This is a genomic window from Streptococcus sp. AS20, assembly GCF_000524255.1.
Classification (GTDB): domain Bacteria; phylum Bacillota; class Bacilli; order Lactobacillales; family Streptococcaceae; genus Streptococcus; species Streptococcus constellatus.
On record NZ_JANS01000001.1, the window covers coordinates 1 to 25,914 of the forward strand.

Annotated in this window: 21 protein-coding genes, 4 tRNA genes and 1 pseudogene; 23 read left to right on the forward strand and 3 right to left on the reverse strand. The window is 39.0% G+C overall.

Going from position 1 to position 25,914, the window contains the following annotated elements:
* Positions 1–4: 4 nt before the first annotated feature.
* The 20 genes from HMPREF1514_RS00005 to purH all read left to right on the forward strand — a co-directional run bounded on the left by HMPREF1514_RS00005 (position 5) and on the right by purH (position 18,552).
* Positions 5–77 (forward strand) — tRNA-Phe (locus HMPREF1514_RS00005).
* Positions 78–94: 17 nt separating this feature from the next.
* Positions 95–165 (forward strand) — tRNA-Gly (locus HMPREF1514_RS00010).
* Positions 166–200: 35 nt separating this feature from the next.
* A tRNA-Ile gene (locus HMPREF1514_RS00015) sits at positions 201–274 on the forward strand.
* 10 nt (positions 275–284) lie between these two features.
* Positions 285–372 (forward strand) — tRNA-Ser (locus HMPREF1514_RS00020).
* A gap of 94 nt (positions 373–466) precedes the next feature.
* On the forward strand, positions 467–1,273 hold the full coding sequence (gene mreC / locus HMPREF1514_RS00025; RefSeq protein WP_037596251.1) for a rod shape-determining protein MreC: 807 nt from the start codon (positions 467–469) through the stop codon (positions 1,271–1,273).
* 1 nt (position 1,274) lies between these two features.
* Entirely contained in the window at positions 1,275–1,775 is a 501-nt protein-coding gene (mreD, locus tag HMPREF1514_RS00030) for a rod shape-determining protein MreD (RefSeq protein ID WP_003071293.1), read from the forward strand.
* A gap of 109 nt (positions 1,776–1,884) precedes the next feature.
* A complete protein-coding gene (pcsB, locus tag HMPREF1514_RS00035; RefSeq protein ID WP_037596256.1) occupies positions 1,885–3,105 on the forward strand; it encodes a peptidoglycan hydrolase PcsB in 1,221 nt (406 codons plus the stop codon).
* Positions 3,106–3,238: 133 nt separating this feature from the next.
* Positions 3,239–4,210: a ribose-phosphate diphosphokinase gene (locus HMPREF1514_RS00040; protein ID WP_020997513.1), complete on the forward strand. Its 972-nt coding sequence runs from the start codon at positions 3,239–3,241 to the stop codon at positions 4,208–4,210.
* Positions 4,211–4,442: 232 nt separating this feature from the next.
* A complete protein-coding gene (locus HMPREF1514_RS00045; RefSeq protein WP_037596259.1) occupies positions 4,443–5,630 on the forward strand; it encodes a pyridoxal phosphate-dependent aminotransferase in 1,188 nt (395 codons plus the stop codon).
* On the forward strand, positions 5,608–6,381 hold the full coding sequence (gene recO, locus HMPREF1514_RS00050) for a DNA repair protein RecO (RefSeq protein ID WP_037596262.1): 774 nt from the start codon (positions 5,608–5,610) through the stop codon (positions 6,379–6,381). The genes HMPREF1514_RS00045 and recO overlap by 23 nt, the downstream gene beginning before the upstream one ends.
* Entirely contained in the window at positions 6,378–7,376 is a 999-nt protein-coding gene (plsX, locus tag HMPREF1514_RS00055; RefSeq protein ID WP_006270084.1) for a phosphate acyltransferase PlsX, read from the forward strand. Before recO ends, plsX begins: the two co-directional genes overlap by 4 nt.
* Entirely contained in the window at positions 7,373–7,618 is a 246-nt protein-coding gene (locus tag HMPREF1514_RS00060) for an acyl carrier protein (RefSeq protein ID WP_006270090.1), read from the forward strand. Before plsX ends, HMPREF1514_RS00060 begins: the two co-directional genes overlap by 4 nt.
* 158 nt (positions 7,619–7,776) lie before the next feature.
* On the forward strand, positions 7,777–8,484 hold the full coding sequence (purC, locus tag HMPREF1514_RS00065; protein ID WP_006269231.1) for a phosphoribosylaminoimidazolesuccinocarboxamide synthase: 708 nt from the start codon (positions 7,777–7,779) through the stop codon (positions 8,482–8,484).
* Positions 8,485–8,493: 9 nt separating this feature from the next.
* A complete protein-coding gene (locus HMPREF1514_RS00070) occupies positions 8,494–12,219 on the forward strand; it encodes a phosphoribosylformylglycinamidine synthase (protein WP_037596268.1) in 3,726 nt (1,241 codons plus the stop codon).
* Positions 12,220–12,240: 21 nt separating this feature from the next.
* Positions 12,241–12,861 (forward strand): DNA alkylation repair protein, encoded by a 621-nt coding sequence (locus tag HMPREF1514_RS00075; RefSeq protein WP_003071279.1) that lies wholly within the window; start codon positions 12,241–12,243, stop codon positions 12,859–12,861.
* Between the two features lie 25 nt (positions 12,862–12,886).
* Positions 12,887–14,326 carry an amidophosphoribosyltransferase gene (gene purF, locus HMPREF1514_RS00080; protein WP_037596270.1) on the forward strand — a complete coding sequence of 480 codons (1,440 nt, stop codon included), beginning with the start codon at positions 12,887–12,889 and terminating at the stop codon, positions 14,324–14,326.
* Between the two features lie 246 nt (positions 14,327–14,572).
* Positions 14,573–15,595: a phosphoribosylformylglycinamidine cyclo-ligase gene (gene purM, locus HMPREF1514_RS00085; RefSeq protein WP_156921855.1), complete on the forward strand. Its 1,023-nt coding sequence runs from the start codon at positions 14,573–14,575 to the stop codon at positions 15,593–15,595.
* On the forward strand, positions 15,595–16,149 hold the full coding sequence (gene purN / locus HMPREF1514_RS00090; protein WP_037596275.1) for a phosphoribosylglycinamide formyltransferase: 555 nt from the start codon (positions 15,595–15,597) through the stop codon (positions 16,147–16,149). The genes purM and purN overlap by 1 nt, the downstream gene beginning before the upstream one ends.
* 106 nt (positions 16,150–16,255) lie before the next feature.
* Entirely contained in the window at positions 16,256–16,963 is a 708-nt protein-coding gene (locus HMPREF1514_RS00095) for a suppressor of fused domain protein (RefSeq protein ID WP_037596278.1), read from the forward strand.
* 41 nt (positions 16,964–17,004) lie between these two features.
* Positions 17,005–18,552: a bifunctional phosphoribosylaminoimidazolecarboxamide formyltransferase/IMP cyclohydrolase gene (gene purH, locus HMPREF1514_RS00100; protein WP_037596281.1), complete on the forward strand. Its 1,548-nt coding sequence runs from the start codon at positions 17,005–17,007 to the stop codon at positions 18,550–18,552.
* Positions 18,553–18,606: 54 nt separating this feature from the next.
* Here purH and HMPREF1514_RS00105 read toward each other — a convergent pair whose 3' ends face one another.
* Positions 18,607–20,538, reverse strand: a complete 1,932-nt coding sequence (locus HMPREF1514_RS00105; RefSeq protein WP_037596282.1) for a GBS Bsp-like repeat-containing protein — start codon at positions 20,536–20,538, stop codon at positions 18,607–18,609.
* 522 nt (positions 20,539–21,060) lie between these two features.
* Between HMPREF1514_RS00105 and HMPREF1514_RS00110 the strand changes: the two genes are divergently transcribed.
* Entirely contained in the window at positions 21,061–21,960 is a 900-nt protein-coding gene (locus HMPREF1514_RS00110; RefSeq protein ID WP_037596284.1) for a beta family protein, read from the forward strand.
* 31 nt (positions 21,961–21,991) lie between these two features.
* On the opposite strand, the gene HMPREF1514_RS00115 is transcribed toward HMPREF1514_RS00110, so the two are convergent.
* Together HMPREF1514_RS00115 and HMPREF1514_RS00120 are read right to left on the reverse strand one after the other, a co-directional pair.
* Positions 21,992–22,600 carry a sce7726 family protein gene (locus HMPREF1514_RS00115; protein WP_021002278.1) on the reverse strand — a complete coding sequence of 203 codons (609 nt, stop codon included), beginning with the start codon at positions 22,598–22,600 and terminating at the stop codon, positions 21,992–21,994.
* 175 nt (positions 22,601–22,775) lie between these two features.
* A pseudogene (locus HMPREF1514_RS00120) lies at positions 22,776–23,240 on the reverse strand (IS30 family transposase); the annotation flags it as partial.
* 106 nt (positions 23,241–23,346) lie between these two features.
* Here HMPREF1514_RS00120 and HMPREF1514_RS00125 point away from each other — a divergent pair.
* Together HMPREF1514_RS00125 and purD are read left to right on the forward strand one after the other, a co-directional pair.
* A complete protein-coding gene (locus HMPREF1514_RS00125) occupies positions 23,347–24,159 on the forward strand; it encodes a hypothetical protein (RefSeq protein WP_037596286.1) in 813 nt (270 codons plus the stop codon).
* A 458-nt stretch (positions 24,160–24,617) separates the two neighbouring features.
* Positions 24,618–25,883 carry a phosphoribosylamine--glycine ligase gene (purD, locus tag HMPREF1514_RS00130; protein ID WP_037596289.1) on the forward strand — a complete coding sequence of 422 codons (1,266 nt, stop codon included), beginning with the start codon at positions 24,618–24,620 and terminating at the stop codon, positions 25,881–25,883.
* The last annotated feature ends 31 nt before the right edge of the window (positions 25,884–25,914 follow it).

The following is a 25,914-nucleotide window of genomic DNA, read 5'->3' on the forward strand; positions in this document are numbered from 1 at the left end:
GGTAGGCTCGGTAGCTCAGTTGGTAGAGCAATGGATTGAAGCTCCATGTGTCGGCGGTTCGATTCCGTCTCGCGCCATTTGTTTAATTGATTAAGCGGGTGTAGTTTAGTGGTAAAACTACAGCCTTCCAAGCTGTTGTCGCGAGTTCGATTCTCGTCACCCGCTTTGAACGGAGATGTTCACACCAAGTTTTTGAACTTGGGCGCGTAGCTCAGGTGGTTAGAGCGCACGCCTGATAAGCGTGAGGTCGGTGGTTCGAGTCCACTCGTGCCCATAATATTTTTGGAGAATTACTCAAGAGGCTGAAGAGGACGGTTTGCTAAATCGTTAGGTCGGGTAACTGGCGCGGGGGTTCGAATCCCCCATTCTCCGTATTTAAGGAGTGTAGCGATAGCTATCTCCTTTTCTGTTATCTGTGAATCTTGTGTGATAGATATTGTATCTATTTTGGAGTAGAGTGAATCATATGAAAAAATCCAAATTTCTTATTATGACTGCTGTTTTGATAATAATAACTTCTGTACTTTTGGTTACTACTCGTTCTTTAGGTGTGGTGAATGAAGCTTCTAATGTTGTTTCTATTTTGGATAATATTGTTTCAAAACCATTTAGTTTTTTAACGGATGTTAAATCAGATTTGACTGATTTATCGCGAACATACAAGGAAAATAAGCAATTAAAAAAGACTTTATTTAAAGTAGAAGAACAATCGGCTGATTTAGATTCATTAAAAGATGAAAATGCTCAATTAAGACAACTATTAGAAATGAAAAATATCTATGAGTCAAAAAAGACGGTTTCATCTGATGTTATCACGCGTATGCCTGTTTCTTGGTTATCTGAATTAACTGTCAATGCTGGTCGTCAAAATGGGATTCAAAATACAATGTTAGCGGTGGCAAATGGTGGCTTGATTGGTAGTGTGAAAGATGTTGCTGCTCATTCTAGTCGAGTAAATCTTTTAACAAACAATAAAAATGTTGACAATATTTCAGTAAGAATTCAAACGGAGACAAGCACTATTTATGGAGTGATTGTTGGCTACAGTAAAGAAAAATCTGCTTTCATTATCAGTCAGTTAAACAGTTCGGATACAATTAAAAAAGGTGAGAAAGTTGTGACAAGCGGTTTAGGAACGTATAACATTCCCAATATTCCAGTCGGAACAGTTCTTTCTGTTACTGAAAAATCTGATCATTTAACAAAAGAGGTATTTGTAAAACCGAGTGCAGATTTGTCAGATATTCGTGTGGTAACATTGGTAGGAAATTGATATGAAATTTTTTAAAAACTACGTTTTACCTTTTTTGGTTTTATTTGTTGTGATGTTAATAGATGGTCATCTTTCAAATCTTTTGACTAATCTTTTTTCGAATGATATTCACTTACTCAGTCATCTTTTACTTATTTTAATTTTGTACGTTTCTATAGATTTCTCGGAAAATATTAATTTTGTTATTTTATTGTTAATCGGTCTATTGTATGACGCTTATTATTTTCATATTATTGGTCTTTCGACATTATTATTGCCTTTAAGTGGGATTGTTGTTAGTAAATACAATTCTGTTTTGATGACTAATCGAGTTAGTCGCTTTTTGTCAGTTGCTATTTTGGTATTTTTCTTTGAAATAGCTACGTTTGCTTTGGCAAATGTTACTCAGTTGACTCGAATGTCTTTTGCAGATTTTGTCGTTTATACAATGGCTCCGACGATGGTGTTCAATTTACTATTCTTTTTATTGATTCGACCAATTTTGGAAAAGATATATTTATGATAAAAATTTATGATAAATTGGAAATAGAAATGTAATAAAGGCGTAACATACTCAATGCCTTTTTTTGTTATACTTATAAATGTCTTATCGAATAGGAGTATAATTGTTTATGAAGAAAAAATTACTTACGTCAATCTTATTAAGTACAATGGTTCTTGCACAAGGAGCATCTCTTGTAAATGTACATGCAGATTCCACTGATGATAAAATCGCCGCACAAGATAGCAAAATTAATAGTTTGACTGATCAACAAAAATCAGCTCAAGCTCAGGTAGATCAAATTAAAAGTCAAGTCTCATCCATCCAAGCTCAACAAGAAAAATTGAAAGCTGAAAATGATAAACTCCAAGCCGAGTCAAAGAAATTATCAGCTGAAATTGAAGCTTTGTCTAAAAATATTGTAGCGCGCAACGAATCATTGGCTAATCAAGCACGTAGTGCTCAAACGAGTGGTACGGCTACAAGTTATATCAATACAATTGTAAATTCAAAATCTATCACAGAAGCCATTTCACGTGTTTCTGCGATGAATGAAATTGTTTCAGCAAATAATAAAATGTTAGAGCAACAAAAGCAAGATAAAAAAGCAATTTCTGAAAAACAAATGGCTAATAATGAAGCGATAAATACCGTTATTGCAAATCAACAAACGCTTGAAAATGATGCAAAAACATTATCTACTAAACAAGCTGAATTAAAAGCAGCTCAGTTAAATCTTGCTGCAGAAAAAGCAACTGCTGAAGGTGAAAAGAATTCATTGTTAGCTCAAAAAGCAGCAGCACAAAAGGCTGCGGAAGAAGCAGCAGCACAAGAAGCAGCTTATAAAGCACAACAAGCAGCACAAGCACAAGCAGTCGTTTCTTCAGCAAATACAAACTTTGAGGCACAGGTGCAAGCGGTGAATAATAGCGCTTCAGCAGCTACTCCAACTCAAACAAATGTGACGACTCGTTCTACATCAACTACATCAACTGTTAGTCGTCCTACTTATAGTTCTTCAGCTTCAACTTATCCAGTTGGTCAATGTACTTGGGGAGCGAAAACATTAGCTCCGTGGGCTGGGGATTATTGGGGTAATGGTGCTCAATGGGCAGCAAGTGCAGCTGCGGCTGGTTTCCGTACAGGTTCAACACCTCAAGTTGGTGCAATCATTTCGTGGAATGATGGTGGTTATGGTCATGTTGCCGTGGTGACAGCTGTAGAATCACCTACACGTATTCAAGTATCTGAAGCAAACTATGCAGGTAATCAAGCTATTGGAAATTACCGTGGTTGGTTCAATCCAGCTGCTGCAGGACAAGGCTCATTTACTTACATCTATCCAAATTAATGAATAAAGAGATAAAAAGCGCATGATGCGTTTTTTATTTTTGATTGAAAAATTAACTAAAAAGGGTTACAATGTTAATTGGAGAATATTTGTAACTGGTTTACAAAGAAACGAATACATACTGGAGGAAATTATGTCGTTTTCTGATTTAAAGCTCTTTGCTCTTTCGTCCAACCAAGAATTGGCTAAACGTGTTGCTCAAGAGATTGGCATAGAGCTTGGAAAGTCAACTGTGCGTCAATTTTCCGATGGGGAAATTCAGGTTAATATTGAAGAATCTATCCGCGGGAAACATGTTTTTATTTTGCAATCAACGAGTTCTCCTGTCAATGATAATTTGATGGAAATTTTGATTATGGTGGATGCATTGAAACGTGCAAGCGCCGAGTCTATCAATGTTGTCATGCCTTATTATGGTTATGCTCGTCAAGATCGAAAGGCACGCGCTCGTGAACCGATCACTTCAAAATTAGTTGCAAATATGTTGCAAGTGGCAGGTGTGGATCGTTTGTTGACAATTGATTTGCATGCGGCTCAAATTCAAGGATTTTTTGATATTCCAGTAGATCATCTCATGGGTGCTCCTCTCATTGCGGATTATTTTGAACGTCGTGGAATGACAGGTACTGACTATGTGGTTGTCAGCCCTGATCACGGTGGTGTGACGCGCGCTCGTAAATTAGCTGAGTTTTTGAAAACACCGATTGCGATTATTGATAAGCGACGTAGCGTAGATAAGATGAATACGAGTGAAGTGATGAATATCATTGGTAAGGTAGAAGGCAAGACTTGTATTTTGATTGATGATATGATTGATACGGCTGGGACAATTTGCCATGCTGCTGATGCGCTTGCTGAGGCAGGTGCGGTAGAGGTTTATGCAAGCTGTACTCACCCAGTACTTTCAGGTCCTGCTATGGATAATATTCAAAAATCAGCAATTAAAAAATTGATCGTATTAGATACAATTTATTTACCAGAAGAACGTTTAATTGATAAAATTGAACAAATTTCGATTGCACATCTTTTGGCAGAGGCTATCGTACGTATTCATGAAAAACGTCCTCTTTCGCCACTATTTGAAACTTTAACGGCTCTTTCATAAGAAATCTAGATAGGAATCACTCTGATAGCTGGAGTGATTCTTTTGTTTCAATTAGACGATAAGTGATGAATTTTCCTCAATATTATGCTATTTTTTTATTTTTTTTTGAATAATAAAAAAGACTTTGTCTAGATAGGTTGCAAAAATAGCGGAGATACTCTCGCTAAAGTATTGATTTAACAAGTTTTTGATTTTATAGTATAATAGTTCTATCAGATTTTGGAGGTAAGATATGGATTTGACGAAACGTTTTAACAAAAATTTAGATAAAATTGAAGTTTCTTTGATTCGGCAATTTGATCAATCTATTTCGAGCATTCCTGGAGTTCTTCGTTTGACATTAGGAGAGCCTGATTTTACAACTCCAGATCATGTAAAAGAAGCTGCAAAAGCGGCAATTGATGCAAACAAGAGTCATTATACAGGCATGAGTGGGCTGTTAGAATTGCGTCAGGCAGCCAGTCAATTTGTAAAAGAAAAATACAATCTTTCTTATGATCCTGAAACAGAAATTTTAGTGACAATTGGGGCAACTGAAGCTTTATCTGTTACGTTGACGGCTATTTTAGAAGAAGGAGATAAGGTGCTTTTACCCGCACCTGCTTATCCAGGATATGAGCCGATTGTTAATCTTATTGGGGCAGAAGTTGTTGAGATTGATACGACAGAAAATGATTTTGTTTTAACACCTGATATGTTGGAAAAAGCGATTTTGGAGCAAGGAGATAAATTAAAAGCTGTTATTTTAAATTACCCAGCTAATCCTACGGGCATTACCTATTCTCGTGAACAAATAGCTGATTTAGCCGATGTCTTGACAAAGTATGATGTCTTTGTTGTTTGCGACGAAGTGTATTCTGAGCTGACTTATACTGAGCAGCCACATGTATCTATTGCAGAATTTTTACCAGAGCAAACGATTGTTATCAATGGTTTGTCTAAATCGCATGCGATGACAGGATGGCGTTTGGGTTTTACCTTTGCTCCAGCAGCATTTACTGCTCAGTTGATTAAGAGTCATCAGTACTTGGTAACAGCTGCAAATACGATGGCTCAATTTGCAGGAGTGGAAGCATTGACAGTAGGTAAAGATGATGCAGAGCCAATGAAAAGGGAATATATTGAGCGTCGCGATTACATTATAGAAAAAATGACAGAATTGGGCTTTACGATTATCAAGCCAGACGGTGCATTTTACATTTTTGCTAAAATTCCAGCTGACTATAATCAAGATTCTTTTGCTTTTTTGAAGGATTTTGCACATAAAAAATCAGTTGCTTTCATTCCTGGTGCCGCTTTTGGGCGGTATGGAGAAGGATATGTACGTATTTCTTATGCGACCAGCATGGATACGATAAAGGAAGCAATGAAGCGACTTAAGGAATATATGGAGGAATATGCTGAAATCTATCACAAGTAAAGGTTTGGTTCTCTATAATCGTAATTTCCGAGAAAATGATAAGTTGGTCAAAATTTTCACAGAGCAAGCGGGTAAGCGAATGTTTTTCGTGAAACATGCTAGAAATTCTAAGTTGAATCCGGTTATCCAACCACTAGTAGTGGCAGATTTTTTAATGAAAATAAATGATGACGGTTTAAGTTATATTGATGATTATCAAGAAATTAGAACTTTTCAGCATATCAATCATGATCTTTTTACAATGGCTTATGCGACTTATGTGGTAGCTCTGGCGGATGCCAGTATTCAGGATAATGAAATAGATTCTGCTCTCTTTGTTTTTTTGCAAAAGACATTAGAATTGATGGAGCAAGGTTTGGACTATGAAGTCTTGACAAATATTTTTGAAATTCAAATTTTATCGCGTTTTGGTGTTTCTTTGAATTTTCATGAGTGTTGTTTTTGCCACCAAATAGGGCTACCGTTTGATTTTTCTTTTACTTATAGTGGCGTTTTATGTCCGGAGCATTACGACAAGGACGAGCGACGGAGTCATTTGGAGCCCAATATTCCTTACTTATTAGACCAATTTCAGGCTGTTCAATTTAGTGAACTGGAGACAATTTCTTTGAAATCTGAATTGAAAAAACAATTGCGAAAAGTGATTGATCAAATTTATGAAGAATATGTTGGGATTCATCTAAAGTCCAAAAAATTTATTGATTCTCTGGGAGACTGGGGAGAAATCTTAAAGAACAAGGAGTCGAAATGAAAAAAATAGCAATTGATGCCATGGGTGGTGATTATGCCCCACAATCTATTGTAGAGGGGGTTAATCAAGCCTTGAATGATTTTTCGGATGTTGAAGTCATCCTTTATGGAGATGAAGCAAAAATCAAGCAGTATTTAAAGGCAACTGAGCGGGTTCGTATTGTTCATACAGATGAAAAAATCAATTCAGATGATGAGCCGACTAAAGCTATTCGTAAGAAGAAAAATGCCAGTATGGTGTTAGCGGCCAAAGCTGTAAAGACTGGAGAAGCTGATGCCATTCTTTCTGCGGGGAATACTGGAGCGCTTTTGGCTGCTGGATTCTTCATCGTCGGTCGTATCAAGAATATTGACCGTCCGGGTTTGATGTCCACATTACCAACGACAGATGGAAAAGGATTTGATATGTTGGACTTGGGAGCTAATGCAGAAAATACGGCTCATCATTTGCATCAGTATGCTATTTTAGGGTCATTTTATGCTGAAAATGTACGAGGAGTCAAGCAACCGCGTGTTGGGCTGTTAAATAACGGAACTGAAAGCAGTAAGGGAGATTCGCTTCGTAAGGAAGTGTATGATTTGTTAGTGTCGGATGCCTCATTGAATTTTATTGGAAATGTGGAAGCGCGTGATTTAATGGATCATGTAGCGGATGTTGTTGTAGCAGATGGGTTTACAGGTAATGCAGTATTGAAAGCTATGGAGGGAACCGCCATGGGAATTATGAGCCAGCTTAAAAAATCTATTTTAGATAGTGGCTGGAAAGCAAAACTAGGTGCAGTGTTGCTGAAAGACAGTCTAAAGTCTTTGAAGAGTAGTTTAAATTATTCTGAGGTAGGCGGTGCTGTTTTGTTTGGAGTGCAGGCACCTGTTGTTAAAACACATGGGGCGAGTGATGCGAAAGCAGTTTACAGCACGATTCGCCAAATTCGTACAATGTTAGAAACAGATGTTGTTGGAAAAGCGGTACAAGAATTTTCAGGAGAAGTAAAATGACAGAACAAGAAATTTATCAAAAAATTATAGAAATTATTCAGGAAAGTCAGGGTGAACATTTTGTTGTCACTAAAGAATTGAGTTTAAAAGATGATTTAAAAGCGGATTCGGTGGATTTGATGGAATTTATTCTAACTGTAGAAGATGAATTTAACATTGAAATTTCAGACGAAGATATAGATAGTTTGAATAATGTGAGCGATGTCGTCGCTTGCGTACAGAAAAACTTGAACAAAGGATAAAAGCGAACATTTTATCTCTATAAGAAATCAATTGTAAGAAAACAACTGAAAAACCAGTTGTTTTTTTGTTGTTTATCATTATTGTACGTTATTTTCTTGAAAAACTATTTCCAATATGATAGACTTAAGTCAGAAAAAGACGAAAGGCGAATATTAAAATGATGAGTGATTTATTATATTCGGGAAAAGCTAAAGATTTATTTTTGACAGATGATGAAAATATCATTGTTGCACGTTACAAAGACCAAGCGACAATGCTTAATGGCGCTCGTAAAGAGACGATTAAAGGGAAAGGTGTTCTTAATAATCAAATCTCATCTCTCATTTTTAGAAAATTAAATGCAGCTGGGGTTGCAACGCATTTCATTGAGAAAATATCAGAAACAGAACAACTGAATAAAAAGGTCAGCATTATTCCGCTTGAAGTTGTTCTGCGTAATGTGACAGCAGGTTCTTTTTCTAAACGTTTTGGGTTGGAAGAAGGAATCGAACTGGAAGAGCCAATTGTCGAATTTTATTATAAAAATGATAAATTGGATGATCCCTTCATTAATGATGAACATGTGAAATTTTTAAAGCTTGCTAACGATGAAGATATTGCCTATATTAAAGCTGAAACACGTCGGATAAACAAACTCTTGTCAGATTGGTTCCATCAAATCGGACTTAAATTAATTGATTTTAAATTGGAATTCGGTTTTGATAAAGATGGTAAAATTATCCTAGCAGATGAGTTTTCACCAGATAACTGTCGTCTTTGGGATGCGCAAGGGCATCACATGGACAAAGATGTCTTCCGAAGAGGGTTAGGAGAATTAACAGATGTTTACGAAGTGGTATGGGAAAAATTGCAAGAACTTAAGTAAGGATTGAACATGGATAGACGTATTTTTGTTGAGAAAAAAGCTAACTTTAGCATTAAATCGGAGTCACTGGTCAAAGAACTAACACATAATTTGCAGTTAACCTCTTTAAAAATTTTACGTATTGTGCAGGTGTATGATATCTTTAATTTAGAAGAAAGCCTGTTTGCGCGTGCGCAAAAGCATATCTTTTCTGAGCAGGTGACAGATACAATTTTAGATGAAGCAACTGTGCAGGCGGATCTTAACAGCCATGCTTTTTTTGCTATTGAAGCTTTGCCGGGTCAGTTTGACCAGCGGGCAGCAAGTTCACAAGAGGCTTTGCTCTTACTTGGTAGTGACAGCAACGTAACGGTTAATACTGCCCAGCTTTATCTGGTTAATAAGGATATTGATGCAACTGAGTTGGAAGCGGTGAAGCATTATCTTTTAAATCCAGTTGATTCGCGTTTCAAAGATATCACCTTGCCTATTCGTCCACAGGAATTTTCAAATTCTGACAAAACAATTCCAAATTTGGATTTCTTCAAGACTTATACAGCCGAAGATTTTGCGGCTTACAAGGCGGAACAAGGTTTGGCTATGGAAGTGGATGATCTTGTTTTTATTCAAGATTATTTTAAATCAATTGGGCGTGTGCCAACAGAAACAGAATTGAAAGTTTTGGATACCTACTGGTCTGACCATTGCCGTCACACGACTTTTGAGACAGAATTGAAAAATATTAACTTTTCAACTTCTAAGTTCCAGAAACAATTGCAGGCAACTTACGATAAATATATTGCCATGCGTGACGAATTGGGACGTTCTGAAAAGCCACAGACGCTTATGGATATGGCGACGATCTTTGGTCGTTATGAGCGTGCTAATGGGCGTTTGAACGACATGGAAGTGTCGGACGAAATCAATGCCTGCTCGATTGAAATTGAGGTAGATGTAGATGGTATCAAAGAACCTTGGCTGCTTATGTTCAAAAATGAAACCCACAATCACCCAACGGAAATTGAGCCTTTCGGTGGAGCTGCAACTTGTATTGGTGGTGCTATTCGGGATCCGTTGTCAGGTCGTTCTTATGTTTACCAAGCTATGCGTATATCAGGTGCAGGTGATATTACCGCACCAATAGCAGAAACACGCGCCGGTAAATTGCCACAACAAGTCATCTCTAAAACGGCGGCACACGGCTATTCGTCATACGGGAACCAAATAGGACTTGCGACTACCTATGTCAAAGAGTACTTCCATCCAGGCTTCGTTGCTAAGCGTATGGAGCTAGGTGCTGTTGTCGGTGCAGCACCAAAAGAAAATGTCGTGCGTAAAAAGCCAGAAGCTGGTGATGTGGTCATCCTTCTTGGTGGGAAAACAGGCCGTGACGGTGTCGGTGGTGCTACAGGCTCATCTAAGGTTCAAACGGTTGAATCGGTTGAGACAGCAGGTGCTGAAGTGCAAAAAGGGAATGCTATTGAAGAACGTAAGATTCAACGTCTTTTCCGCAATGGCAATGTCACTCGTCTCATCAAGAAATCAAATGACTTTGGTGCTGGCGGCGTCTGTGTGGCTATTGGTGAATTGGCAGATGGTCTTGAAATTGACTTGGACAAAGTGCCACTAAAATACCAAGGTCTTAACGGTACCGAAATTGCCATTTCTGAGTCACAAGAACGCATGGCTGTTGTTGTTCGTCCAAGTGATGTGGACGCCTTTATTGCAGCATGTCATAAAGAGAACATTGATGCAGTTGTTGTCGCGACTGTTACTGAAAAACCAAACCTTGTCATGACTTGGAAGGGTGAAACCATCGTTGACTTGGAACGTGCCTTCCTTGATACCAATGGTGTGCGTGTGGTTGTTGATGCAAACGTTGTGGATAGGGATGTTGCTCTTCCTGAGGTGCGTACCACGTCAGCAGCAACACTTGAAGCAGACACAGTGAAAGTTCTGTCTGATCTTAACCACGCTAGTCAAAAAGGGTTGCAAACCATCTTTGACAGCTCGGTTGGACGTTCAACAGTTAATCATCCAATCGGCGGTCGTTATCAAATTACGCCCACTGAAGCTTCTGTGCAAAAATTGCCAGTACAAAATGGTGTAACAACAACGGCTTCTGTCATGGCACAGGGATTCAATCCTTATATTGCGGAGTGGTCACCTTATCATGGTGCAGCTTACGCTGTTATTGAAGCAACAGCTCGCTTGGTAGCAACAGGTGCTGATTGGTCTCGTGCGCGTTTCTCTTACCAAGAATACTTTGAACGCATGGATAAACAAGCGGATCGCTTTGGTCAGCCAGTAGCTGCTCTGCTTGGTTCGATCGAGGCACAAATCCAGCTTGGGCTACCATCAATCGGTGGTAAGGACTCCATGTCAGGGACCTTTGAAGAATTGACGGTACCGCCAACCTTGGTTGCCTTTGGTGTGACAACAGTAGATAGTCGCCAGGTGCTTTCTCCTGAGTTTAAGACTGCTGGGGAGAATATTTACTACATCCCAGGACAGGCTATTTCAGAAGACATTGATTTTGATTATATCAAGGCTAACTTTGCACAATTTGAAGCTATTCAGACTAAGCATAAAGTAACAGCAGCCTCAGCTGTTAAATACGGTGGTGTTCTTGAAAGTTTAGCACTTATGAGCTTTGGTAACCGTATTGGTGCAACTGTAGAAATAGCTGAGCTTGACAGCAGCTTGACAGCTCAGCTTGGTGGTTTTGTTTTTACATCTGATGAAGTCATTGCTGACGCAATGAAAATTGGTCAAACTGTTGCAGAATTTACAATAACTGTTAATGGTGTCAACTTGTCTGCTGCGAAATTACTTGCAGCCTTTGAAAGTAAGTTAGAAGATGTTTATCCAACCGAGTTTGAACAGTCAACAGTTCTTGAAGAAGTACCTGTTGTGGTATCTGATGCTGTTATAAAAGCTAAAGAAAGAATTGCACAGCCTCTGGTTTATATCCCAGTTTTCCCTGGTTCTAATTCAGAGTATGATTCAGCTAAGGCCTTTGAACAAGCTGGTGCCAAAGTCAACTTGGTGCCATTCGTGACTCTTAATGAAGCAGCAATTGAGGCTTCTGTTGACACCATGGTTGACAACATTGCTAAAGCCAATATTATCTTCTTTGTCGGTGGTTTCTCAGCAGCAGACGAGCCAGATGGTTCGGCTAAGTTTATCGTCAATATCTTACTTAATGAAAAAGTTCGCTCTGCTATTGACAGCTTCATTGAAAAGGGTGGCCTCATCATCGGTATCTGTAATGGGTTCCAAGCTCTTGTCAAATCCGGTCTTCTGCCTTATGGTGACTTTGAAGAAGTTGGCGAGACAAGCCCAACCCTCTTCTACAATGATGCCAACCAGCACGTGGCTAAGATGGTGGAAACCCGTATCGCTAATACCAACTCTCCATGGTTGGCAGGTGTTAAGGTTGGTGATATTCATGCGATTCCAGTCTCTCACGGTGAAGGGAAATTTGTCGTGACAGCTGAAGAATTTGCGGAACTGCGTGACAATGGTCAAATCTGGAGTCAGTACGTGGACTTTGATGGCAAGCCTTCTATGGATTCTAAATACAATCCAAATGGTTCACTCAACGCTATTGAAGGGATTACGAGTAAGAACGGTCAAATCATTGGTAAGATGGGACACTCGGAACGCTATGAAAATGGCCTCTTCCAAAACATCCCAGGTAACAAAGACCAGGGCCTATTTGAAAGTGCAGTGAAATACTTTACTGGAAAATAGCCTATTTATAGAAGGGATATTATGAAACAGTATGTTGCAAGGCTAGAAAAAGATTTTTCACTTATAGAACACGGATTTAAAGAGGAAGAACAAAGAGCCTTAACTGATTATAAATCCAACGATGGTGAGTATATCAAGAAATTAGCATTTTTAGCTTATCAATCTGATGTTTACCAAGTAAGAATGTACGCTGTATTCCTTTTCGGATACTTATCAAAAGATAAAGAAATTTTAATATTTATGAGAGATGAAGTTTCTAAAGATAGTAACTGGAGAGTTCAAGAAGTGTTGGCAAAGGCGTTTGATGAATTTTGTAAGAAAACAGGATATAAAAAAGCACTTCCAATTATTGATGAATGGTTAAAAAGTAGCAATCTCCATACGAGGAGAGCTGTTACAGAAGGGTTAAGAATATGGACAAATAGACCATACTTTAAAGAGAACCCTAATGAAGCTATCAGAAGAATAGCTGACTTAAAAGAGGATGTAAGCGAATATGTTAGAAAATCAGTAGGGAATGCTTTAAGAGACATTAGCAAAAAATTTCCAGATTTAGTTAAAATTGAGTTGAAAAATTGGAAATTAGAAAGTAAAGAAATTAACCAAGTTTATAAATTGGCAAGTAAATTTATTGATGCCTAGAATTTAAGTACAAAAGGTATATAAAATGACATACGAAGTAAAATCTCTCAACGAAGAATGTGGGGTCTTCGGTATCTGGGGACATCCTCAAGCAGCTCAAGTCACTTATTTTGGATTGCATAGTTTGCAACACCGTGGTCAAGAAGGTGCTGGCATTCTGACAAATGATGCTGGCAAATTGATACGACATCGTGATACAGGATTAATTTCAGAAGTTTTCAAAAATCCAGCTAATTTGGAAAAATTAACAGGTCAGGCTGCTATTGGGCATGTCCGTTATGCAACGGCTGGAGAAGCCTCTATTGATAATATCCAGCCTTTCCATTTTAAGTTTTACGATATGGAATTTGGTCTGGCACATAACGGTAATCTGACCAATACGAAAACCCTGAAGAAAGAATTAGAACATAACGGCGCTATTTTCTCTTCTTCATCTGATACGGAAATTCTGGCTCATCTTATTCGCTGCAGCCATAATCCAAGCTTTATGGGCAAGGTTAAGGAAGCGCTCAATACGGTCAAAGGTGGTTTTGCCTATCTTCTGATGATGGAAGATAAGCTGATTGCAGCTCTTGATCCAAACGGTTTTCGTCCGCTTTCTATTGGTAAAATGGCAAATGGTGCCATCGTTGTTTCCAGCGAAACCTGTGCCTTTGAAGTGGTGGGTGCCGAGTGGATTCGTGATGTCAAGCCGGGTGAAGTGGTTATCATTGATAACAGTGGTATCCAGTACGACACTTACACGACAGATACACAGCTGGCTATTTGTTCAATGGAATACATCTACTTTGCCCGTCCTGACTCAAATATTCACGGGATCAATGTCCACACTGCTCGTAAACGTATGGGAGCACAGTTGGCGCGTGAGTTCAAACATGAGGCAGACATTGTGGTTGGTGTACCTAATTCCTCACTCAGCGCAGCTATGGGCTTCGCCGAAGAATCAGGACTGCCAAATGAAATGGGTCTCATCAAAAATCAATACACTCAGCGAACCTTTATCCAGCCGACGCAAGAACTGCGTGAGCAAGGGGTTCGCATGAAACTTTCTGCCGTATCTGGAGTGGTTAAGGGCAAACGTGTCGTCATGATTGATGACTCCATCGTGCGTGGGACAACTTCACGTCGTATCGTTCAGCTCTTGAAAGAAGCTGGAGCTACAGAAGTTCACGTGGCAATTGCTAGCCCACCTCTAAAATATCCATGTTTCTATGGAATTGATATTCAAACACGGCGTGAATTGATTGCGGCTAATCATTCTGTTGAAGAAACACGCCAGATTATCGGTGCAGATAGCCTAACTTACTTGTCTATTGACGGCTTGATTGACTCTATCGGACTTGAAACAAATGCCCCAAACGGCGGTCTCTGTGTTGCTTACTTTGATGGAGAGTACCCAACACCGATTTACGATTACGAGAAAGATTATCGTAGAAGCTTGGATGAGAAGGTTAGTTTTTATTGATAGACCGAACTCAATAGCAGCTCTGCTATTTCCGAAGAAAAAAGAAGGAAAATATTATGACAGAAAAAAATGCTTACGCTCCACGTCTTACCACTGACTAAAGGCTAAAGCATTTGTCAGTGGACGCTTTGTCCTATGGGGCCAAAGCTAAAGACCTGACTAGCTTTTTCAGTCAAAATTATGGTTTGACTGAAAAAACGTCGCAATCTTCAATATGGTTTTTTGACAAAAAAGAGAAGGAAAATTATTATGACAAAAAATGCTTACGCTCAATCTGGTGTAGATGTTGAGGCGGGATACGAGGTTGTTGCTCGGATTAAGAAACATGTGGCGCGTACGGAGCGTCTTGGTGTTCTGGGGGCTCTCGGTGGCTTCGGTGGGATGTTTGATTTGTCCCAGCTGGATGTCAAAGAGCCTGTCTTGATTTCAGGAACGGACGGTGTCGGAACCAAGCTCATGCTGGCTATCAAGTACGACAAACACGATACCATTGGTCAGGACTGTGTGGCCATGTGTGTCAACGACATCATTGCTGCGGGTGCTGAACCTCTTTATTTCCTAGACTACATTGCAACGGGTAAGAATGAACCTGCTAAACTGGAGCAGGTGGTTGCTGGTGTGGCTGAAGGCTGTGTCCAAGCTGGTGCTGGTCTGATTGGCGGCGAAACAGCTGAAATGCCTGGTATGTATGGCAAAGACGATTACGACTTGGCTGGTTTTGCGGTTGGTGTGGCTGAAAAATCACAAATCATCGACGGCTCAAAAGTCAAAGAAGGAGATGTGCTACTGGGATTGGCTTCCAGCGGTATCCATTCAAACGGTTATTCGCTTGTCCGCCGTGTCTTTGCAGACTATACTGGTGAGGAAGAACTGCCAGAATTGGAAGGTAAAAAACTCAAAGATGTCTTACTTGAACCTACTCGTATCTATGTCAAAGCAGCTCTGCCATTGATTAAGGAAGAATTAGTCAACGGTATTGCCCACATCACAGGTGGCGGCTTTATCGAAAATGTCCCACGTATGTTTGGGGACGATTTGGCAGCCGAAATCGAAGAAGACAAGGTGCCAGTTCTGCCAATCTTCAAGGCGCTTGAAAAATATGGTGAGCTGAAGCACGACAAAATGTTTGAAATCTTCAACATGGGTATCGGGCTCATGCTGGCTGTCAGTCCTGAAAAGGTTGACCGTGTCAAGGAAGTCCTTGATGAGCCTGTTTATAAGCTTGGGCGTATCGTGAAAAAGGCTGACGCAAGTGTGGTGATCAAATAATGAGCAAAAAAATTGCTGTTTTCGCTTCTGGTAATGGGTCAAATTTTCAGGTGATTGCCGAAGAATTTCCAGTGGAGTTTGTTTTTTCAGACCATCGTGACGCCTATGTGCTCGAGCGTGCCGACAAGCTTGGCGTTCTGTCCTACGCTTTTGAACTCAAGGAGTTTGAGAACAAGGCAGAATACGAAGAAGCAATTGTCAATCTCTTGGCTCAGCACCAGATTGACTTGGTTTGTCTAGCAGGCTATATGAAAATCGTTGGGCCAACCTTGCTTTCTGCTTACCAAGGTCGTATGATCAATATCCACCCAGCTTACCTGCCAGAATTTCCAGGAGCTCACGGTATCGAAGATGCTTGGAATGCTGGGGTCGACCAGTCTGGCGTGACCATTCACTGGGTTGACTCTGGTGTGGATACAGGCAAGGTCATTAAACAAGTCCGTGTCCCACGGCTAATTCATGATACGATTGAAAGTTTTGAAGAACGCATCCATGCTGCTGAGTATCAGCTCTATCCTCAAGTGCTGGAGAGTTTAGGGGCCGAGAGAAGATAAGAAGGTAGTGAGAGATGATTTTATGGTAAAGGTAAGGACCTGTTCATAAACTATCTCTATCAGGGTTGGTAAATCATGAGTAGGGGCGTTAGCTAAGGAGAATTTTATGGGTCTATTTGATTTTTTTAAGAAGAAATTTTCCAGTGAAGAGATACCAATTGAAGATGGAGATAAGACTGTTGTTAAATCTGAAGATACAGATGATAGCGCTCCAGGATGGGAAGCGATTGATGCAGAATTTGATCGTTTATATCCTGATCAGCCCAATCCTCTTCATTATGGGACGGTTGTCAAGTATATGTTTGGGGGTCCAGATCCACTTGACGGTATAAGTGTCTACGATGCGGGAGATTTTTGGCATTTTGTCAGCTATGGCTTGTCGGAGTTATATACAAAAGAAAGCACCGACTCAGAATACAGTGGTTATGGGATTGAATTGACTTTTAAGTTAAAGAAATCTACTAATGACGAAGAAGAAATCAAAAATGGCTGTGGTTTATTGCAGTATGTTGCAAGATATATTTTTAAAACAGGAAAAGTAGTTTTACCAGAAGAATATATTTATATGAAGCAAACGGTAGGAATCGATATCCAGCAGAAATCTAAACTGACAGGTTTTCTGACCGCTAGTGACAATCTAGCTAAGCCTCTAGATACTCCTCATGGAAAAGTAGAATTTGTCACTCTGATTGGTGCGACAGATGCAGAACTGCGAAGTGTTTATGAAAGTGAAACAAGTAAGTTTGAGGTAAGGAAATTGTTGCAAGAGCTTGGAAATCAGATTACAGACTATAATCGCCAGTCCTTAGTTTAGATAATTTGAAGGAATCTATTGATAAAATGAAAGGAAAAAACATGACTAAACGCGCACTTATCAGCGTCTCAGACAAATCGGGCATTGTTGACTTTGCTCAAGAATTGAAAAACTTGGGTTGGGAAATTGTCTCAACCGGTGGAACTAAGGTTGCCCTTGACAAGGCAGGGATTGACACCATCGCTATTGACGATGTGACTGGCTTTCCTGAAATGATGGATGGTCGTGTCAAGACTCTTCACCCAAACATTCATGGCGGTCTATTGGCGCGCCGCGACCTTGATAGTCATGTTAATGCTATGAAGGAACATGGAATCACACCGATTAATTTGGTCGTTGTCAACCTTTACCCATTCAAGGAGACTATTCTTAAACCAGATGCGACCTATGCGGATGCGGTTGAAAATATTGATATCGGCGGACCATCTATGCTGCGCTCAGCAGCTAAAAACCATGCCAGTGTGACGGTTGTGGTTGATCCAGCGGATTATGCCCTTGTTTTGGATGAATTGTCAGCGAACGGCGAAACAACTTATGAAACTCGTAAACGTCTGGCAGCAAAAGTTTTCCGTCACACCGCAGCTTACGATGCCCTCATCGCTGAATATTTCACTGCTCAAGTGGGTGAAGAAAAACCTGAAAAACTCACCTTGACTTATGACCTCAAGCAACCAATGCGTTATGGTGAAAATCCACAGCAGGATGCGGATTTCTACCAAAAAGCCTTGCCAACTGCTTATTCTATTGCCTCTGCTAAGCAGCTCAACGGTAAGGAATTGTCCTTCAACAATATTCGCGATGCTGATGCGGCTATACGTGTCATTCGTGACTTTAAAGACCGTCCAACCGTTGTGGCGCTCAAGCACATGAATCCATGTGGTATCGGTCAGGCTGATGACATTGAAACAGCTTGGGATTACGCTTATGAGGCTGATTCAGTTTCGATCTTCGGTGGCATTGTTGTCCTAAACCGTGAGGTTGATGTAGCGACAGCTGAGAAGATGCACGCTATCTTCCTAGAAATCATCATTGCGCCATCTTATACAGACGAAGCGCTAGCTATTCTCACAACCAAAAAGAAAAATCTGCGTATTCTGCAACTTCCCTTTGACGCTCAAGAAGCTAGCGAGGCTGAAAAAGAGTATACTGGCGTGGTTGGTGGCCTCCTTGTGCAAAATCAAGACGTGGTCAAAGAAAGTCCAGCCGATTGGCAGGTCGTTACCAAGCGCCAGCCAACTAAAACGGAAGAAACTGCTCTTGAATTTGCTTGGAAAGCTATCAAGTATGTCAAGTCTAATGGCATTATCGTGACCAATGACCACATGACACTTGGTGTCGGTCCGGGTCAGACCAATCGTGTCGCTTCTGTCCGCATCGCCATTGACCAAGCTAAAGATCACCTTGACGGGGCTGTTCTTGCTTCTGACGCTTTCTTCCCGTTTGCTGATAACGTTGAAGAAATTGCAGCTGCTGGTATCAAAGCTATCATCCAACCCGGCGGTTCCGTCCGTGACCAAGAGTCTATCGATATGGCTGACAAATACGGCATTGCTATGGTATTTACGGGTGTGAGACATTTTAGACATTGAGAACAGAAAAAACCTTGGAATTTTTTCCAAGGTTTTAAAGTTTTTTAGAGAGAGTTATTTTGGATAAATATAGCTAACTGCACCTTGTCCTGCTGTATGGGGATTAAACCAGCCACGAAAGTTGCCAATGTACTGTTTCCCAGCGTAGTTTGCCTCTTGAATCTGAATGCGTGTGTTTGAGGCGACGTGAGTGACGACTCCAACGTGTCCGTAACTACCATCTGTCCAACAAATAATGGCTCCGACTTGTGGAGTTGTTCCTGTTTTAAAACCAGCACGTCTGGCACTAGTAGCCCAATCGCCACCATTTCCCCAATAATTTCCAGCCCAAGGTGCTAGAGCTTTAGCGCCCCAAGTGCATTGACCTTTTGGATAAGTAGTTGCAGCGGCATAATTGGGTTGAAAAGATATAACAGGTTTCTCTACTTGATAGCTCGTACCTGTTAGTCCAATCATTTTACCGTTGAGATTGCGGTAGACATGTGTGTGGAAAAGCCCGCTGCCAGTGTGTTTTTGCGTATCAATTGTGAACTTGTAGATACCATTTCCAGTTTTAGTAGCTGTGTACCACTGGATATCATCTTGCCCGTTGACTTCAGACCAGGTAGGCAGGATGATATTTCCATCTCCATAAGCATCTGTTACTGTTACTTCATAATTGTAGATCGAGCGTTTTGTGACAGCTACTTTCGTTTTTATCTGTTCTGCGGACATGCTAACCGAATCTGTTGCATAACTATGCTCACTACCGTCTTTATATTTTACATAAATATGATTGATATAGGTTCCAGACAAAGCCTGATGATTGCGGATATTAAAGGTTGTTGAAAAAGTTCCGTCTCCATTGTCAGTGGCTGTGTACCATTTGATATTACTCTGATTTGTAGTACTCCAAATAGGAACGCGAACGGATTGAATGGATTTGGATTTTGAAGTTTCCTTAATTGTGACCGTATATGTTCCTTGTTCTTGATTGATATTTTCAACAGAGAATAATGGCTTTTGCTCTTCTTCCGAAGGTAATTGATCGGAACGAACTTGTACTGTAGTTCCAGCTAAGCCAGTAAACTCTGGTTTGACATAGCTTTCTCCGTAAAGATGAATGTGATAAGTTCCTGTGTCATAGTTGTGTTTTTTTAGCTCAACTCTAACATTGTAGCTTCCATCATGATTTTTAGTAGCTGCATACCATTGAAGATCATCCTGTCCGTTTTTATCAGACCAAGTTGGAACAGTAAGTTTATAGATTGTTTCAGGGACATTTTTGATCTGAATATCCATGATGCCAGGTTCTGGAAAACTAGTTTGGATAGTAGGATTTGGTTTTTCAAGGTTAAAAGTGGTACCGTTTAAACCAATCATCTTTCCGTTTTTATTTTCATAAGTATGAACATGGTAAATGCCATAGCCTCTATGATTAGATAAGTCAATTTCTGTCTTATTTTGACCTGCTGTATACCACTTGATGTCATCTTGCCCTTTTTCGTCAGACCAAACAGCGTGTAAAATATTAGCATTGGTTTGATCCTTGTTTCGAGTGAAGGATATTTGAGCATTCTTTCCAAAAACTGTTGTAGAAACCGTACTATTAGCGGGTTTTTCCACTTTGAAAGTCGTTCCATTTAAACCGATCATTTTTCCATTGATGTTGATATATGTATGGACATGGAAAGTACCGTACCCAGAATGTTGGCTCAAATCAACAGTTGTTGATGTTTGAGATGCGGAATACCATTTAAGGTCATCTTGCCCATTTTCATCAGACCAAACAGCATGGGAAATGGTGTAGGGGTTTTGGGCTTGTGAACGTATGTAGTTGATAGAAACGCTATTGCCAGAAACATTGACAGTAACATCGCTAGCAAGAGTTGTTGGATTTGAGCTTTTTGAAGCATTATTTGCTTCCGAGGCTTGAACTGTTAGTTGAGCTGAAAAAACACTCAAAAGGGCGCTGGATAGTAAAAACAATTGACTATATTTTTTCATAAATCTCCTTTGAATAAATAATTTGGATAGTTCCATTTAGATTATTCGGGAAAGAAATTAAAAATTAAAAAACTATTTTTTTTGTGAATTTGTGAGATGACGGAAGAGTCAGCTTTGCTCTATTTGTAAAATGTTCGAAAAGGAGCAGAGGAATGATGACATCACGTCGGATACTATCGCATCAGATTATTGTAGCTGTCAACAATAGAAACAGGAAATATGTTTATACTAAGAAGTAAGCTGGGAAGGGTGGATTTTTCATGCGGACGTCGTGGCAATAAGCATTTCTTTCTTGACAAATTACTGATAACTTTAGTAAAATGATGTTAATAGGATCGCCCACCTCTCCCTGAAGTGACAAGGCGAACATTTTTAACATAAATATTGGACGAGAAGTAAGCCCTATATAGTTTGCTTTTTTGTTATAATGAAAGAGTATACAATTTTAATTTAAAAATGTCACTCAATTATTAATATATTTTAAGCATTAAAACAAAGTGAAATTTAGAATTGAGACGCAGTATGTATATAATTAATTTGAACCCTAAACAAAGTGAACGAAGGGCTGTTTCACATCTTACAGGACTTTCTGAGACTGATTTTCTTCCTAATTTTATATTGAGTAATGAAGTGAAGAAATATCAGCAAGAAATTTCTTCTATTATCCAAGATTACAAGCTGAAATTTCTGGTAGATACTAAGAATTTTTCTAAAAATGAGCTTCCAGATCTTATTCAATATATCAATTCTGTAAGTTCTAATATTTCATTAGTATATAATTTGGATAATCTCTCTAATAACACTGTGGTAAGTGATTTTTTAAAAATTTCTCTTACTGAACTTAATCCTATAGTTAGTAATTGGCTTGTTTCTGATAGTCAAGATATTCCTCAAAATATTATATTTGATTTTGGATATATTTCAAAAATGCCCACTATTGAGGATATAAATAAAGTTTCTGGTGCCATAAGAAGATTAAATACAAAAAATATAATAATTTCAAGTGGTGCAGTTCCAGATGTGGTTCCTGTAAAGAGAGAAGAAAATTACAGTTTGCAAAGATATGAGAAATTGCTATTCAATGAATTACAGACTTTGACCCATAAAAAACTAATATATAGTGATTATGGCACTATTCATCCGTTGCCTATGGGTAAAGGATTTACTGCAACTGTACAAATTAAGTATACGACCTCAGATAATTATATTTTTGTACGAAATGGTCAATTTAGGGGGAATTATAAACTGTTTCCAGTGGCCAATGAAATTTGTAAACATCCCATTTTTGATGAGAATCATTGTTGGGGCGAGCAATTGATTCAAGAAATTCACGTAACGGGAAATAATCAAGGTAATCCAAGTATTTGGGTGTCTATAGGTTTAAATCACCATATTCAACTATGTATAGATGAAACTAGATAAATAATTATTTCAATATAGTAAAGATGGAACACTATAGAAGTGTTCCATCTTTATATAAGTTTCGGATATCATATCCTTTAAAAATTTGACGAGTTAGATTTTTTATCAGATTTTGCTGTTTTTTAGAGGCATTAGAGTTAATCATTGTAACAATATCTTGTTTCATCATTGCCTGGATATCTGTTCGCTTATATATTTTTTGATAATTTGGCAATTCTTTAGCTAGATACTTTATTTGATTGCTTGATAATAAATAAAGAAATGAATGAAAAGAAAAGTTGGGGTTTAGCTTAGCAATTCGTACAAAATTCAAAGTAATCTTACCTTGCCTTGTTGTGGAGGCAAGAATGATTCCCCAATGTTTGGGAATTTGAGGTTCAATCTGATTGATAAATTTTTTTCCAATAACAATATAATTTTTCTCAAACACTTTATCATATTCTTTTACTTGGGAAAGTAATCTTTTGAGAGAGTCAAAATCGCTCTTGATTTCATAAGCAGTGAAATGTCCATTAACAGCAACTAAATCGGCTCTTGACTTACCTGAAGGAAGAGTAAATTCATCATAAATATAACAATCTTTATATGTTGATAATCTTTCTTTTAAAACTTCTCGAATTTGCTTGTCATCTAGTTTCATAATTTTCACCTAATTCATTATTTATTTTTTTGAATTGTTTGTCAAGTCTTTTTTCAGAAGTTCAATAAGAAAAATAATGTTGCCCTGTTGTCAAGTCAAATGCAACAGGTTCGAAGCTGAATTAGATTTCCTCTTCTTAGGCTGTTCGGGCTAGTTCAAACAGAACATTTGCGGTTTAGTATTGATGAAGTCGTCTAGATCTGTTATTGATGACCGAGACGTAGAGATTGAATTCCGCTGTTGTTAAGAAGTTAAGAGAAACACCTTTCGGTAGAAACTCTCGCAAGAGACCATTGAAATTCTCATTTGAACCTCTCTCATGGGATGAGTAAGGATGAGCAAAATAAACATTAATGCCTTTCAAGTCAGACAAGAGACTGAATTCAGAACCATTGTCCGCTGTGATTGAAGAAATAGGATACTGTGTTAATAATTTCTTCACAGCACTATTGATTGTTCTAGCCTGCTTGTCAGCTAGTTTCACAGCAATGGCAAATCGTGTTTGTCGCTCTACTAAGGTCATCAGAACAGCTTCACCTTTGGTTTTCTTCCCAAGAACTAAGTCAATTTCCTAATGACCAAATTCAGAGCGATCGTTAATGGCTTTTGGACGTTCTGCAATGGACTTACCGAGCCTTTTCTGATTGGTATTTGGCTTGCTTTTGGAACATTTCCTAAAATGTTCTAAAGTATTTGATATAATGGGAAAAGTAGCTTATTATTGTAGTTAGAAAAAGGGGGTATATATGTCAAAGAAAAAAAGAAAATACAGGTGTGCACTATGTCAAAACTATTTTAAAAAGTCTGAACTAAGTGCAGAGCATTATCCTGCAAAAAGTGTCGGAAACAATGATATTATAGCTCTTGATTTTACAAAAATGATAGATACAATACAGTCACCTATAATACACAATGTAATTAACAAGCAGGTTATTAAAGGAGAAAAGTATGAAAATGTAATTGGTGAAATTTTTGACAGTTATTTAGCTACGGATTTATATCCAGAAGGACGCACAACCTATTCTTTATGTAGGGCTTGTAATACATTTTTAGGAAAGTATGATGAAAGTTATCAAAAATTTTTTAATGTATTCGGTAATCCAGAAAAGGTGAAAGGTTTTCAAAGAAAAACAAAATTACAAATAATCAAAGCAGTATTTGGGAAATTTTTATCTCTTCCAGAAGCCAAAAAAGAAAATTTTGATTTTAGAGATTTTGTTAAAAATGTTGAAAATGAGCAATATAAAGGTGTTTGGAATCTTTATTTAGTAAAACGTAACTATACAACAGATTTAATGGGATTTGGTGACATTAGTACAGGAAAACTTTCTTTTGACGAGGGAGTGGTTTATGAGTTGTCTGATGAAAAATTTATTTATAATTTGATGAATTTTCCAAAACATAATTGTTTTAAAATGACAAATATTTTTGATATTTTGAATAAAAACTATGAATTGGTTGAAGGTGTCGAAGAAAATGGAGGTTATCATAGTCAATTACAAATAGGTAAGTTATTCACTCATCAAAAGTTGGATGAAAATGCTTTATTAAAAAAGTAAAATATTTTATTAATGCAAATATAAGAGATAAAAGTAACTATCAAAAATATTAATTAAGTGGCTGATAATTACTCGTTAAATAGAGAATTTAGTTGAAAAAGCAGTATTTTATGGATAGTAAATCGGTCAAATAAGGGTGTTTGTAAAAGTATAAAAAATAATACATTCAATATTGTTAAAATTAAAAATTTTATCTTGGTATGATTATGCTAGAGATAATGTTTTTAAACCTACACTGTATATTATTGGGGTTGATGATCAAGTTACATTTATCTTTTTTCCTTTGTTTAAAATTACGAACAAATATGTTATAATATTCCTGTATAATTCGTGAAATGAAAGGGATTGAACCCGAGCGGAAGGCTCGGAATCTAGAGGGATCGTCTTGTGTCCAAGCACACTGCGTTGATTCATTAAAATTCTGCTGCTTTTTCTGTTCGCTCTTGGTATCTTGCATTATGAAACTTTTAGTTGTTGGTTCAGGTGGTCGTGAGCATGCGATTGCCAAGAAGTTGTTGGCATCTCGGGATGTTGAGCAGGTCTTTGTTGCTCCCGGCAATGATGGCATGACTCTGGATGGTTTGGATTTGGTGAATATCAGAATTTCCGAACATTCCAAGTTGATTGAGTTTGCCAAAGCAAATGCTATTGCTTGGACCTTTATTGGTCCTGATGATGCGCTAGCGGCTGGTATCGTTGATGATTTTAACCAAGCTGGGCTTGAGGCTTTTGGTCCGACTAAGTTAGCAGCGGAGCTGGAGTGGTCTAAGGATTTTGCTAAGGAAATCATGGTCAAATACGGCGTTCCGACAGCAGCCTATGGCACATTTTCCGACTTTGAGAAAGCTAAAGCTTACATCGAAGAGCAGGGCGCTCCAATCGTGGTCAAGGCGGATGGCTTGGCATTGGGTAAGGGAGTAGTCGTGGCTGAAACCGTGGAGCAGGCGGTCGAGGCGGCGCATGAAATGCTGCTGGACAATAAGTTCGGCGACTCGGGTGCGCGCGTGGTTATTGAGGAGTTCCTTGATGGCGAGGAATTCTCTCTCTTTGCCTTTGTCAATGGGGACAAGTTTTACATTATGCCTGCGGCGCAGGATCACAAGCGGGCCTATGATGGTGATAAGGGACCAAATACAGGCGGTATGGGTGCCTATGCTCCTGTTCCTCACCTGCCGCAAAGCGTGATTGACCAGTCGGTTGATGCTATTATCAAGCCAGTGCTTGAGGGCATGATTGCTGAGGGCCGCCCTTATCTTGGCGTGCTCTACGCGGGGCTTATCTTGACTAAGGACGGTCCTAAGGTTATCGAGTTCAACTCTCGCTTTGGCGATCCTGAGACCCAAGTTATCCTGCCGCGCCTGACTTCTGACTTTGCACAGAATATCACGGATATTTTGGCTGGCAGGAACCCTGACATCACTTGGCTGGATTCGGGCGTGACCCTAGGCGTGGTGGTTGCTTCAAATGGCTATCCGCTCGCTTATGAAAAAGGAGTGCTTCTGCCAGAAAAGACCGGTGGCGACATAATCACCTATTATGCAGGGGCTAAGTTTGATGGCAATAGCCAGCTACTCTTGTCAAACGGCGGCCGCGTCTACATGCTGGTTACTACAGCCGACAGCGTCAAGGCTGCGCAGGACAAAATCTATAAGAAACTTGCAGAACAAGAAACAGCAGGCCTCTTTTATCGGCAAGATATCGGGAGTAAGGCGATTAAAGATTAAATCTACTCGTTTAAAAATTAGTGTTTTCTAA